This window comes from Flavihumibacter stibioxidans (genome assembly GCF_014332695.1).
GTDB lineage: Bacteria > Bacteroidota > Bacteroidia > Chitinophagales > Chitinophagaceae > Flavihumibacter > Flavihumibacter stibioxidans.
Genome location: NZ_MBUA01000001.1, coordinates 517,819 through 531,441, shown reverse-complemented (window position 1 = coordinate 531,441; position 13,623 = coordinate 517,819). Strand labels below are relative to the sequence as shown.

The window sequence follows — 13,623 nt, the reverse complement described above, 5'->3', positions numbered from 1 at the left end:
AAGCATTTTTTGATGGCAGTATCACTGGCAGCGCTGTTCTCTCTTAACAGCTTAGTAGGCTACGCCGGTATGAAGGACAGCCTGGCTGCAAAGGAAAGATACAGATACGAGGTTGACGCTGCCAGGCAACAGGAGCATTTCCATGAACTGATGCCGTTGCTGATGGACTATGGCTTGCTGATAATCCACGACGATAATTCTGGTTCGAAAAAATTATTCCGTGAACTCCGGGCCGTCAGTATCGGACAGAGAGATATAAAATGGCAGGCACGTGCAGACCTTCAACTCGGCTACCTCTTTTCATTAGAAGGCACCAGCGACTCCTGCCTGTTTTACCTGTTTGAAGCCATAGACCTGGGAGAAAAAATCCCGCATGACAGCCTGGTATCAGCCGCCTGCCAACTGGTGGGAGGTTATTATAAACAGAGGAGAAAACTGGCGGAGGCCCATCATTATCTCGATAAGGGTATTATTCATGCCCGGAAAACAGGTGATGAAGGACTGCTTGTTCATGCCATTGGCAATAAGGCGCTTGCCTATACCTGGGAGAACAAACCGGATGAGGCCATTGCCCTTCACCAACAGATTTTGCCATACCTTGAAAACCGGCGGGACAGTACCAGTCTGATGAAAGTGTATATGAGCCTGGCGGGAGCTTATTCCATAAAAAAGGATAAAGTGCGGTCACAGCAATACCTGAGATTACTTGAAGAAGGACTTGCCCGTTACCATTTTTCAACCGGGCAACTGACCGAGTTCAGGATGATAGCAGGATTTCTTCATTGGGAGTTGGGCGACCTGCAAAAAGCTGAGCGGATACTGCAGCAGGTAATTTCAGGTGCAAGGGAAATGGATGCGAAGTTTATGCTTCAGCGCATTTATGATACTCTCAGGGTGCTGGAAGAAAGCAGGAATAATTTCAAAAAAGCATTGGCATACAGCCAGATGGCCAATCTTTACCGTGACAGTATTGCCGGTGAGAAAGCAATCCGCCACCTCAAAGAACTTGAAGTTCAATTCCAGACGGCCCAGAAAGACAAGGAGCTGGCCGAACAGCGGCACCAGATCAAACAGCAAAACTTTTATTTCTGGATCAGCCTGGTATTACTGGTCTTGCTTACGGTTGTTTCATTCCTGCTCGTCGGGTATTTTCGCCAGAAGCAGCAATTGATGCAACAGCAACTCATCAACCTGAAAAACGGGAACGACCTGCGCATACTCGAGGCCACGGTAAAAGGAGAAGAAAAGGAGCGGGGGCGCATTGCCAAGGATCTGCACGACGGGCTGGCAGGAATGCTTGCTGCAGTAAAAATGCATTTTGAGGCATTGCAATTCGATCATCCCGACCTGAAAGAATCGGAGGATTTCAAACAGGTGCATTCACTTCTGGAAAACGCTGCTGGTGAAGTCCGGAAAACAGCACACAACCTGATGCCCGAAATGCTTACCGAGTTCGGCCTGGCCGAAGCATTGAAAAAATATTGCCGGAACATCAGCAACCGACGCTTCCATGTACATTTTTTTTCAATGGGCGAACAGGTCCGTTTTTCATCTCATTTCGAATTATCCGTTTACAGGGTTGTGCAGGAACTGCTTCACAATGTGGTAAAACACGCGAAAGCAACCAGTGTAATGTTACAGATTTCCTTTGAGCCCGACAGGCTGACGGTTACAGTGGAGGACAATGGAATTGGAATTGGTGCCAGTTCCGGCGGGGATGGCCTGGGATTGGAAAACCTGAAGAACCGGGTGGCTTCCCTGGATGGAATCATTACATGGGATAGGAACGACCGTAATGAAACAAGTGTGTTTATTGAATTCAATCTCACTGCAAATAAATGATTATGGCAGAACAAAAAATAACCATGGCAATAGCCGACGACCACCTGGTGGTCGTCAATGGTATCAGGGCCATGTTGTCAAGACGCCCTGAAGTGTCTATCCTTTTTGATGCAACTGATGGAGATGAGTTATTGTCGAAACTGACAGGCTCCCGGCCGGATGTATTATTGCTGGACATCCAGATGCCGGGATTGTCGGGTGTGGATCTGTGCCGGAAAATTCACAAGGAATATCCGGAGATTGCCATTATTGCCCTGACGAGCCACGATGAATCGCATTTTATCCGGCAAATGATCCGCAATGGCGCGCTGGGTTATCTTCTCAAAACAACGGGACTGGAGGAACTGATGCAGGCCATTGAATCTGTGATGGAAGGCAGGCAGTTTGTAGACGCGCAGATACGAAACAGCCTGGTGCAGGAAGCGCTTACCGGGCAGCGGATCAGCCAGTATGAGATTCCTCTCACCCGCAGGGAAAAGGAAATATTAAAGATGATCGCTTCCGAACTCAGCAACCAGGAGATAGCTGATTCGCTCTGCATCAGCCTGCGCACGGTGGAAACACATCGCTTCAACATTACCCAGAAACTGGATGTGAAGAATACGGCCGGGCTGGTAAAGGAGGCCATCAAACGGGGGCTGGTAGAATAGGATCGATTACGTAGTACTACGCAGATCCTAATATACCGGGTTATCATGAGTCGCAAAGGGCTTGTTCTTTGTTGCTTTGCAGTATTGAAACCTGGATCATGAAAAAAACTATTCTACTTGGATTATCCCTGCTGGCCCTAATTGTCCTTGCCGGCAGTTTCTGCAGCAAGGCCCAAAAGCATGGCGGCACTGAGGAACAATCCGTTTCTAAAGGCGGTGCGGACCCTTTAAATTCCAGCAGGCACCTTTGGAGTTTATTATGAGGATAAACGGATTTAAATTATTCGTATGACCATATCTGTGATTCGAGCGGCATGGCCTTTATTGAAATTGTTCCTGTACCATCCTTGATTACCATTTTGTTCTCCCGGTTATCCGAAAGTTTTTCGTGGATGGTATAGGTGCCATCTTTTAAACCCCAGTCACTGATCAGTTCTGAAGGCAATTTCAGTACCCCCTCATATGGTTTATCTGCACTGAAATTGGCAAATACAATTATTTTTTGCTGATCACTCCAACGCACAAACGAAAATAATCTTTTGTCGTATCCGCTGCTGTTTTGCCTGTTGTGAGTATGGATTTCGGCATAGGACCCCATTAAAGCGGAACTGCCGGTGGTAAACTTCAAAAGCCGCTGGTAAAAGGCCCTGAGGTCCTTTTCCTGAGGGCTTGATTGTCCCCCGTCGAATTTACCGCCATTCATCCAGCGCTGGTGATGGGGTACCCCCACATAATCGAAAATACTGGTACGGGTTGGTTTGCCAAATCCGGCGTCTTCTGCACCGGGCTCGCCCAGTTCCTGTCCGAAATAGATAAGGGTGGGAGAAGTGCTGATCAGGGCAGACACTACCATGGCGGGTTTGCCTTTTTCGGCATTACCGGCAAAACCCGGACTCGCAATTCTTTGCTCATCGTGGTTTTCAAGGAAATGCAGCATATGGTGTTCAATATCTGCCAAACCTTTCTGGATGAACACCAGGTTATCCGTGCTGCCATGTCCCTGCATGATATGCTTCAGGGTATCGTAGAGTTCTACCTTGTCGTAGAGATAATCCATTTTGCCGAGCTGGATATAGTTCCTGTATTCGGCTGGATTATACACTTCAGCAACCAGGGTGGCCCCGGGATTACGGGTTTTGATGGCGGAATTCATATAACTCCAGAATTCCACCGGCACCATTTCAGCCATGTCGAAACGAAAGCCATCCACGCCGAGGTTGAGCCAGAACAAGGCGATGTCACGGAATTTTTTCCAGGAAGCAGGCACATTTTTCCCGTTCCAGAAAGCCTGGTGGTCTGCAATGGAACGGGTACGGTAATCTGGTGGCAGGCTGTCGAAATCTTTGGTGCCATCGGGACTGATACCATAATTGATCTTAACTGTTTCATACCAGTCATCGGCACCTGGTTGGGCGAGGCGACTTCCGTTTCCGGTCCATTTGGCGGGACTTTCATCAAATTTCCCATCGCTTAACGGATGGCTTTCCCCTCCCAGTGGCTTATACCCGTTTGAACTTGCAGGAACCTTAAAATCCTCACCAGGAATGTAATAGAAGCTGTTATCACGGTGATAGACAAGCGATTTGTCATCATTTTCACCAAAGTCTGCAACACTGTCCGGTTTGTTCAGGGAAGCATAGTGCCGGGCTACATGGTTGGGAACGATATCTATGATAACCTTGAGACCGTGCCGGTGGGTACGATCTACCAGGGCCTTGAATTCTTCCAGCCTCCTGGCTGGATCCACAGCAAGGTCGGGGTTTACATTATAATAATCCTTCACGGCATAAGGAGATCCGGCACGGCCTTTCACCACATCAGGATCATCATTTGAGATGCCATATTTCGTATAATCACGCACCAGGGCGTGATGCGGTATGCCGGTATACCAGATATGGGTAACCCCCAGGTCTTTAATGGCCGCCAGGGCGGTATCGGTAAAGTCATTGAATTTACCTACCCCGTTTTCTTCTATAGTGCCCCAGGGTTTATTGGTGGAATTGGTATTACCGAAAAGCCGGGTGAACACCTGGTAGATAACAATTTTTCCAGTCTGCACGGGTTGATTGGAAGAAGGCTGCTCCTCCGGATTGCGGCAGGCCGAAAAGGCCAGCAGAACCATTACAAAAATTCGGTTATACCTCATATATGGCAATTTGACAAGTATTAACTTTTATAAATGTATGTCAAACGCCTATAAAACGTATTAAGCTTATTTCCTGCTTGCCCCAGATATCAAGGGGATGATTTGAATTTGCGGAGTGAGTACTAAAGTTCAACCATTACATAAAATACTGTGAGACTCTGTATAAGTGGGATTTATATTTCCTGTATGTGTCCGGCTGATAATTTTTAGCAGGGCTCCGGTTCTGCATTTCATCCGTACATAAATAATGATGGCTGAAATAAATGTCAGGATGCCGATAAAAACAATGGCTGCATTGATGCTGAACAGGTCAGCAATGATTCCTGTCAATATCGCTCCAATGGCATAACCCAGGTCACGCCAGAGGCGAAAGACGCCAATGCTTTTTGCCCTGTCTTTCGGGTGGGTATTTTCTGCCACAGTGGCGAGGAAGGTGGGGTATACCATGGCTGTACCCCAGCCTAAAATAGAGGATAACAGGATATAGTGAAACATGGAAGATGCCCAGACCAATGCCACCAATGCGACGGCCTGCAGCAGCATGCCGATATACAACATGTCCTTTTTGCAGAACCTGTCTGACATTCGACCTGTAAACAATTGTCCGATTCCCCATACGGCCGGATAAACTGCAGTAATAATACCAATTTCACCCAGGCTGAAACCTTTGGATACCAGCAGGATGGGGAATATACCCCAGGCCATGCCATCATTCAGGTTGTTGATCAGCCCGGCCTGTGTAACCGAGCCCAGGTTTTTGTTTTTCCAGGTGGTATCCCAGAAAATGTTTTTTAAAAACGGTATGGTATTGTTCTCAGCCTCTTTGGCCACATGGTGTTTGGTGTCCCTGATCAGGAAGATGCTTCCCAGTAATCCTAGCACTACCAGCACAATACCCAGGTAGAAAGGGTAAGGCCTGATGCCATATTCCCCTGCGATCCAGCCAGTCAGGAAGGCGATGAGCGCCACGGAAATATAACCGGCAAATTCATTCAGTCCCATTGCAAATCCCCGCTGCTTTTCACCTACCAGGTCTATTTTCATCACCACCGTGCTTGACCAGGTTAGTCCCTGGTTGATGCCCAGCAAAATATTGGCGGCGATGATCCAGCTCCAGTTCGGTGCAAACATGAGAAGGAAGGGTATGGGGATGCCTATGATCCAGCCTGCTACCAGTAGTTTTTTCCTGCCATATTTGTTGGCCAGGGTGCCGGTATAATAGTTGGTCAGGGCTTTTACAATACCGAAAACTATGATGAAAGACAGGATAGCGGTTTTAGCTGCAATGGCGAATTCCTTTTCAGCGATCTGCGGCAGGATGGAGCGTTCGAGTCCTACCATGCCACCCACAAAACCATTGATAATGACCAGCAGGGTGAACTGTTTCCAGTTTTCCCGAAGACCGAGTTGTACCTGTTTACTCATTGTTTGGCGGAGCTTTATACGTTATTAATGGCTCAATTCCTCCTGCTTAAGTTTCCATTCCATGTAGCCGTCCTCCAGCTGCACTGCCGGGTATTTTTTTGCCTGTAAAATTTTTACTGCCTCTACAGACATTACACAAAGGGGACCGCGACAATAAGCTATGATTGTTTTTCCCTTTGGTAATTCACCGATTCTTTTCTTCAGTTGTGAAACCGGAATGGAAACGGCCCCCTCAATGTGACCAGCCTGGTATTCATCTTCGGGCCTGACATCCAGCAGCAGGATCTTTTCTTTTTTGGATTTTGCCAGCAGGTCGTCGAGGGTGATGGTTTCGAGGATATTTTTATCTGCCCTGAAATCAGTGATGATGCGGTTGATTTCTGCGTTCCGGCTGAATCCCAGCTCACGTACAGCCAATACCAGCCTTGCCACGCTGTCATCTGCAATCCGGTAGAAGATGAAATTTCCCTCACGCTGTGTAGTGACCAGTCTGGCTGCTTTCAGCACCTGCAGGTGCTGGGAAGTACTGGCGACAGTCATATTGATTTCATGCGACAACTCATCCACCGAAAATGCCTTCTGGGAAAGCAGGTCCACAAGTTCCAGCCTTTTAGGGTGGGAAAGGGCATGAGTAACCCGCGACAGTTCCTGGTACACTTCTTCCTTTAGGTTGCTTGTGGCCATTTATATAATTTTTCTATGCAAAAATACAGGAATTCTACTATTCAATAAAATAATAGAATAGATTTGTGCTATGAAGGAACATTGGGAAAAATTATTTTCTACCAAAGCGGAAAATGAGGTCAGTTGGTACCAGCCTTATCCAACAGTTTCGCTGTCTTTTATTGAGGGACTGGAACTGCCTCTGGATGCTGCCATCATTGATATTGGCGGCGGCGACAGCCTGCTGGTGGATGTCCTGCTTGAAAAGGGTTATACCAATTTATACGTGCTTGATATTTCAGCCAATGCCCTGGAACGGGCCAGGAGAAGGCTGGGGGAGAAGGCTGCTCTGGTACATTGGATTGTATCGGACATAACTGACTTTATACCAGCGGTTCAATTCGATTGCTGGCACGACCGGGCTGCTTTTCATTTTCTTATCCAACCCGCGCAGGTGGCTAAATATGCTGCTATTGCCGAAAAGGCTGTGAAGCCGGATGGTCATATGATCATTGGAACTTTCTCAGAGACGGGCCCTGCCAAATGCAGTGGACTTGAAATCCGGCAATACAATGCCGATACGCTGTGTTCCTGTTTTCAACCTGTATTCAGGCTGGAAAGCTCTCTCCGGGTGAATCACTATACCCCAACTGGTGCGGAACAAAACTTTATATTTTGTGATTTTATCCTTTTACCACCACCAGGGGCTTCAGCTTAGCCACTTTCAGGGCAATGCCGGATTCATGTACGGTATCAACCACAAGGTCTATGTCCTTATAGGCAATAGGGGCTTCTTCGGCCAGGCCACGCCAGGAGCCGGCTTCCACAAATATACCCTGATCCCGCAAAGCCTGTTTTAGTTGTGGCCCGCCAACCAGTTTTTTGACCGCCGTACGTGATAAAGTCCTGCCTGCGCCGTGGCAGGTTGAGCCAAAAGTTGTTTCCATGCTTTTGTTGGTGCCCACCAGCACATAGGATGCTGTGCCCATGCTTCCCGGTATCAAAACCGGCTGGCCGGTAGTCCTGAATTTTTCGGGTAATTCTTCATTTCCCGGACCAAATGCCCGCGTAGCGCCTTTTCGGTGCACGATCAGTTTTTTCGGTTTACCATCAACAATATGTTCTTCAATTTTGGCAATATTGTGGGCAACATCGTATAATAGTTGTATTTCATCACCACTTCTATTAAAGACTGCCTGCCAGGCCTGGCGGATCTCGTAGGTGATGATCTCACGATTGCACCAGGCGAAATTGGCTGCTGCCGCCATCGCGTTGAAATAATCCTGCCCTTCTTTTGAATTGAAGGGAACCCCGGCCAACTCACGGTCCCTGGGCTTGTAATGATATTCCGACATAACGTTCATCATCAACCGCAAATAATCAGTTGCTACCTGGTGACCCAATCCCCTTGATCCGGTATGTATAAGTATCACCACTTGTTCTTTCCGGATGCCAAATGATCTGGCTGCAGATTCATCAAAAATTTCGGAGACTTTATCCACTTCCACGAAGTGGTTTCCTGCACCAATGGTTCCCAACTGGTCATAACCCCTTTGTTTGGCTTGTTCTGAAACCGCGGCCGGGTCTGCATTGATCAGGCAGCCATTGGATTCTATCATGGCCAGGTCTGCTTCATTGCCCATGCCATTTCTGACAGCCCATCCGGCGCCCATTCGCAATACTTCATCCATTTCTTCGGGAGCCAGTTTTATTTCACCTCCCTTTCCCGTACCGGAAGGGATGGTTGCAGCCAGTTCCTGTGAGAATAATTCGAGCTTGCCGGCAACATCCTCATAGTTCAGGGGCGTTAATAGTAATCTGACACCGCAGTTGATATCATATCCGATGCCCCCGGGTGAAATAAGCCCTTCAGGCCAACGGGTAGCAGCCACGCCACCGATCGGGAACCCATATCCCTCATGGGCATCCGGCATTACGATGGCCGCTTTTTCTATTCCGGGGAGCGACGCAACATTAATCAGTTGCTCAAGGGAGCGGTCACTTAATATATGTTCCAGCATTTCTTCTTTGCAGTAAACATATGCCGGTACCAGCATGCCAGGCCTTGTTGATGCAGGTATTTCCCATAAATAATCTGCTAGCTTTTTGAGTTGTGATACCTGTAGCATGGCTGGTGGTTAAATGTCGAAAATGATAATGGTTTCGTACTGGTTGTTTTCATTGATCCTGACATCCGCTTCGTGGTAGGTAACGGCTTTGATATCTTCCTCAAAATGATCCGATTTTTTCCCGCTTATAGTGGCTTTGAGGTTGGTGTCTGACAATTCTGAAAAAACTATCCCGCAATAAATAACCTTCCTGATATGACAGCGCGTTAGCACTTCCGATAAAAAATCCACCAGCAGACCTGTTGTATCGGCCGCAGTTATTTCTATCCTGTCTACCTCAGGCTGGCTGTCGTTCTGTTGGTCACAAAACCCTTTTTGCAGCAGCGCACTCATGCCCTGAAGTGCCGCCAGGAATAAAGCTTCCCTGGTTTGAGCTCTGATGCTTAACCGGATATCACTGGTGTGCGGAAGTTGTTTGTAAGGAGGCATTGCTTGCCTGTGTTATTTAATAATTCCGGATATCTGAACTCCGGATGAGCTTTCCACCTTTTGCGGTATAAATTTTCATTGTTCTTATATATTCTTCCATACTGAGCGGCCTGGTCGCATCTTCTACGAAAAAAGTAGTAAAGTTTTCTGCGAGTCCGTCCAGGGCTGAATAGTACACACAGATGTCTCCAGCCAAACCGGTCAGGTAAATTTCCTGGACATTTTTCTCGCGCAGGTAACCTGCCAGTCCGGTTGACTTAAGGTGCCCGTTATCATAAAAGGCGCCATAGGTATCAATTTCGGGATCTGTTCCTTTTCGCAGGATAATCTCCGCCTTATTCATTTCCAGGCTTTTGGGGAAGTCGGCGCCGGAACTTCCCTGCACACAGTGGTCGGGCCACAATATCTGCTGTATGCCATGCAGGTCGATCACGTCATATGGTTTTTTCCCCGAGTGGTTGGAAGCAAAACTTTTGTGATTGGCTGGATGCCAGTCCTGGGTGGCAATGACCAGGTCAAAATATTCCTGCAACTGGTTTGTCAGCGGAATGATGGCATCGCCTTCCGGCACAGCCAGTGATCCGCCAGGTAAAAAATCGTTTTGTATATCCACCAGTATCAGTGCTTTCATCCTGTTTCCTTTGTGTGTTCTTTCACCAGTTTGTACCTCAGGTCGAGAAGTTTTTTACTTACACCTGATTTATAGCTGTGCGGGTTTTCGAACCTTTTAAATTCAGGCGGGAGGAGATCAAGTCTTTGCCGGGCGTAGCTGCCAATTTCCTGCAGGGAGGGTGGTGAATTCAATTGCCTGCCGTTCTCCATCACCTTCCGGAGCAATGGTTCTTTTCTGAAATCACTTATGGGAAGGAACTGCCCCGGCTCAAAAGGATTGTAGATGGTATCAACATCATTTTCATCAGACAGGGTAATTGCATCTGCCCCAAAGAAATGTGCATTGCCGTCCAGGACCCTGTGCACCTGCTTGATCCCGGGCAGGGTTATTTTCTGCATATTATCCGAAATCTTGAGCCTTGGTTTGGCTCCTGCCATTGATAACTTATATACACCGTCGAGGGCAGCATCGGGCTGGCCTGTAACCAGCCTGGTGCCGACACCAAAAATATCTATGGGTGCATCCTGTTCGAGCAGGCTTTTGATCACATATTCATCCAGTTGGTTGGAAGCGATGATTTTCATATAGGATAAGCCGGCATCATCCAGCATTTTACGGGCTGTTATTGCCAGCCAGGCCAGGTCGCCGCTGTCGAGCCTGATGCCGGCAGCATGGTGGCCCTGCGATTCCATTTCCTTTGCCACCATGATGGCATTGGGGACTCCGCTATGTAAAGTATCGTATGTGTCAACCAGGAATATACAATTCCCGGGACGTACTCTTGCAAAAGCCCGGAATGCCTCTGTTTCCGAATCGAAACTTTCAATAAAGGAATGCGCCATGGTTCCGGCTGCATCCAGTCCATACAATTCCGCGGCATATACATTGCTTGTGCTGTTAAACCCGCCGATTACGGCGGCCCTTGCTGCCATCACCCCGCCTGGTCCCTGGGCCCTGCGCAAACCAAAATCACTCAATACCCTGTTCCCGGCCACATGCCTCATGCGGGAGGCTTTTGTTGCAATCAGCGATTCAAAATTCAGGATGTTCAGCAGCAGGGTTTCCACCAGTTGTGCTTCAAAGAGGGTTCCCTCGACTCTAAGTACAGGTCAATTCGGAAAAACAATTTCCCCTTCTTTCACTGAGTATATGCTGCCCCGGAACCGGAATCCCTTCAGGAAGTCAATGTAGGCGGAATTGAAACGCAGTTCTTTCAAAAATGCAATATCCCCGTTAGTAAAATGCAGGTCTTCCAGTACCTGCAGCAATTCGTGGAGTCCGGCAAATAATACATAACCGCCCCCGAATGGTAATTTCCGGAAGAAGTAATCAAAATTAACAGGGATATCTTTTCTGCCTTCCAGGAAATAGGTTTCTCCCATGGTTAATTCATACATGTCGGTATAGGATCCGCTGATGGTAAAGGATAACACGGCCTGAACTTTTGTAAACAGTAGGATTTATAATAGCTCATCTGGCTTTTCTTCGACGGCTTTGAATCCTTCATTATAATCCGAAACGATGGTCTCGTCTGATGAATTTCTGCCCATTTCATTCAGTTCCTTCAATGTAAAGGAGTCCATTCCGACAGATTGTTCCCATTCAGACTTTTCTTTCCGCAGTATTTGTACGGAAAGGTCAAAACGTTCCTGGAATTCCTTTTCCACCTCTGCGACCGTATATAGGGGCTGGATTTCCAGGATCCCTGAATAATGTGTTTTTTTTATTGCGCCGATGGTGGTGTCGGGATCAATCAGGTCGGATGATTCCGAAGGCTCATATTTCTTATGGCGCTTCCTGTAAAACGAGATGGCGAGGTAGGGGTAAAAATTGGAAAATACAACCTGTATCTCACGCAGTGGGGTATTGTCATTAATGTCGATATGCATACCGGGTGTTTTTAAGATGGAAGAAAAATTACCATCCTATAATTTCCGGAATTTTAGCCAGTTGGAAGGTGATTACAATCAGGGGGAGCAATGAGGTCGCTCAGTTATTCCTGCAGGCGGTTAATAAATTGACGGGTTGGGCTATCGTTCAGGTAGATTACCGAAATAAAAAACGCAACTTTCTGATTGAGTTGCGTTTTTTAGGTGGCGGAGAGAGAGGGATTCGAACCCCCGGACCTGTTACAGTCAACGGTTTTCAAGACCGCCGCATTCGACCGCTCTGCCATCTCTCCGGGCGCAAAATTAGGGTTTGAGACTAAATGCCAAAATTTTTTTTATCTTTTTTTGATTTTTGATAGCGTCCAGGTGGTTAAATGCTGTACTGTAAAGGGTTTCAAGCGATTAATCCTTTTGCCGGGTTATGTTGTTTTCTTCAGTCATGTTAATTTATACTTGGTTTTTGGCAGAATCGGGGCGGTAGTTTGCACCGGGACTATTTAATTTTCACCATCATTTGTTTCGTATTTAAAAACTGATTGCATGTCCCGCAAAAACCAATACTTACTGCCATTCATCCTGGTGACCTCACTTTTTTTCCTGTGGGCATTCCTGCATAATATCAATCCCATCCTGATACCCCACCTGAAAAAAGCCTGCCAGCTCAATGATGCCCAATCTGCCCTGATCGACTCCTCTGTTTACCTGGCTTATTTCACCATTGCCCTTCCTGCCGGATGGTTCATGAATAAATTCGGGTATAAAAAAGGCATTCTTTTTGGGTTGCTGCTGTATGGCATCGGAGCCCTGCTTTTCCTGCCCGCTGCAGGAACACGCAGCTACAATATGTTCCTGTTTGCCCTCTTCGTAATTGCCGCCGGCGCCACTTTCCTTGAAACTATCGCAAATCCCTATATCACCAAACTGGGCGATCCGGCCACTGCTACGCAGCGACTCAATTTTGCCCAATCATTTAACGGGGTAGGGGCTTTTGTAGCACCCATTATCGGGGGGCAATTTATTCTCTCCGGCATCGAGCACAGTGAAACCACCCTGCAGCAGATGGCGGCCGACAACACACTTACCCAATACCTGCAAACGGAAGCAGATGCCATCCGCATGCCGTATACAGTGATCGCCGTACTGGTATTTATCCTGGTTGCGGTTTTTTATATCGTTAAACTGCCGGAAGGAGAAGGCACGGAACAACAATCAGGTACAAACGAAGACAAATTTTCCCTGGCCATCCTGCGCAACCCACAGGTGAGGTGGGCCGTGATCGCCCAGTTCTTTTATATAGGGGCCCAGGTGGGTGTCGGCAGCTTTTTCATCCGCTTTTCGAAATATGTGATGGACCTGCCTGAAAAGCAGGCGGCATTCTGGCTGGGGTCAATTGCAATGGTCGGATTCATGATCGGCCGTTTTACAGGCACTTTCTTCATGCGTTTTATTGCACCGGCAAAACTGCTGCTGATGTACGCCGCCATCAGTGCCGTACTTCTGGCAGTAGCTATCATGTCCGGCGGCATCCTTTCCGTATATTGCGTGATGGCCGTTCCTTTCTTCATGTCCATCATGTTCCCGACGATTTTCGCCCTGGGAATAGCCGGACTGGGGCCTGCATCCCGAATGGCTTCCTCGCTGCTGGTGATGGCTATTGTAGGAGGAGCGTTCTTCCCCCTGATAATGGGCAGGATTTCTGACATGACGGGCGGTAATATTCAACTGGCGTATATCGTGCCGATGGTTTGTTTCCTGGTGGTGACCTGGTTTGCCCTGTCACAATCGAAAAAAAATACAACAGTACAACTCAGTGCCGGACATTAATAAAACAACAACC

13 protein-coding genes, 1 tRNA gene and 1 pseudogene are annotated in these 13,623 nt (G+C 47.6%); 5 read left to right on the top strand and 10 right to left on the bottom strand.

Annotated features, from left to right (window positions below):
• Positions 1-12 precede the first annotated feature (12 nt).
• The 3 genes from BC349_RS02240 to BC349_RS02230 all read left to right on the top strand — a co-directional run bounded on the left by BC349_RS02240 (position 13) and on the right by BC349_RS02230 (position 2,755).
• Entirely contained in the window at positions 13-1,842 is a 1,830-nt protein-coding gene (locus tag BC349_RS02240; protein WP_187255121.1) for a tetratricopeptide repeat-containing sensor histidine kinase, read from the top strand.
• 2 nt (positions 1,843-1,844) lie between these two features.
• A complete protein-coding gene (locus BC349_RS02235) occupies positions 1,845-2,492 on the top strand; it encodes a response regulator (protein WP_187255120.1) in 648 nt (215 codons plus the stop codon).
• 98 nt (positions 2,493-2,590) lie between these two features.
• On the top strand, positions 2,591-2,755 hold the full coding sequence (locus BC349_RS02230) for a hypothetical protein (protein ID WP_187255119.1): 165 nt from the start codon (positions 2,591-2,593) through the stop codon (positions 2,753-2,755).
• A 17-nt stretch (positions 2,756-2,772) separates the two neighbouring features.
• Here BC349_RS02230 and BC349_RS02225 read toward each other — a convergent pair whose 3' ends face one another.
• From BC349_RS02225 to BC349_RS02215, 3 genes are all read right to left on the bottom strand, one after another.
• A complete protein-coding gene (locus BC349_RS02225; protein ID WP_187255118.1) occupies positions 2,773-4,638 on the bottom strand; it encodes an alpha-amylase family protein in 1,866 nt (621 codons plus the stop codon).
• 129 nt (positions 4,639-4,767) lie between these two features.
• Complete coding sequence (locus BC349_RS02220; protein WP_187255117.1) at positions 4,768-6,063, bottom strand: MFS transporter; 1,296 nt, start codon at positions 6,061-6,063, stop codon at positions 4,768-4,770.
• A gap of 24 nt (positions 6,064-6,087) precedes the next feature.
• A complete protein-coding gene (locus BC349_RS02215; RefSeq protein WP_187255116.1) occupies positions 6,088-6,747 on the bottom strand; it encodes an ArsR/SmtB family transcription factor in 660 nt (219 codons plus the stop codon).
• 70 nt (positions 6,748-6,817) lie between these two features.
• Between BC349_RS02215 and BC349_RS02210 the strand changes: the two genes are divergently transcribed.
• Entirely contained in the window at positions 6,818-7,444 is a 627-nt protein-coding gene (locus BC349_RS02210; protein WP_187255115.1) for a class I SAM-dependent methyltransferase, read from the top strand.
• Here the strand turns inward: BC349_RS02210 and BC349_RS02205 are convergent.
• The 7 genes and pseudogenes from BC349_RS02205 to BC349_RS02180 all read right to left on the bottom strand — a co-directional run bounded on the left by BC349_RS02205 (position 7,410) and on the right by BC349_RS02180 (position 12,079).
• Complete coding sequence (locus BC349_RS02205) at positions 7,410-8,855, bottom strand: RtcB family protein (RefSeq protein ID WP_187255114.1); 1,446 nt, start codon at positions 8,853-8,855, stop codon at positions 7,410-7,412. The genes BC349_RS02210 and BC349_RS02205 overlap by 35 nt on opposite strands.
• Positions 8,856-8,864: 9 nt before the next feature.
• Positions 8,865-9,284, bottom strand: a complete 420-nt coding sequence (locus BC349_RS02200; protein ID WP_187255113.1) for an archease — start codon at positions 9,282-9,284, stop codon at positions 8,865-8,867.
• A 16-nt stretch (positions 9,285-9,300) separates the two neighbouring features.
• A complete protein-coding gene (pncA, locus tag BC349_RS02195) occupies positions 9,301-9,915 on the bottom strand; it encodes a bifunctional nicotinamidase/pyrazinamidase (RefSeq protein ID WP_187255112.1) in 615 nt (204 codons plus the stop codon).
• Positions 9,912-10,994, bottom strand: a pseudogene (locus tag BC349_RS02190) (nicotinate phosphoribosyltransferase); the annotation flags it as partial. The gene pncA and the pseudogene BC349_RS02190, both read right to left, overlap by 4 nt.
• A 12-nt stretch (positions 10,995-11,006) precedes the next feature.
• On the bottom strand, positions 11,007-11,330 hold the full coding sequence (locus BC349_RS19825) for a beta/alpha barrel domain-containing protein (protein WP_222840049.1): 324 nt from the start codon (positions 11,328-11,330) through the stop codon (positions 11,007-11,009).
• 27 nt (positions 11,331-11,357) lie between these two features.
• Positions 11,358-11,786: a hypothetical protein gene (locus BC349_RS02185; protein ID WP_187255111.1), complete on the bottom strand. Its 429-nt coding sequence runs from the start codon at positions 11,784-11,786 to the stop codon at positions 11,358-11,360.
• 205 nt (positions 11,787-11,991) lie between these two features.
• Positions 11,992-12,079, bottom strand: a tRNA-Ser gene (locus tag BC349_RS02180).
• A gap of 247 nt (positions 12,080-12,326) precedes the next feature.
• Between BC349_RS02180 and fucP the strand changes: the two genes are divergently transcribed.
• Positions 12,327-13,610, top strand: coding sequence for an L-fucose:H+ symporter permease (gene fucP / locus BC349_RS02175; protein ID WP_187255110.1), 1,284 nt, complete (start codon positions 12,327-12,329; stop codon positions 13,608-13,610).
• The last annotated feature ends 13 nt before the right edge of the window (positions 13,611-13,623 follow it).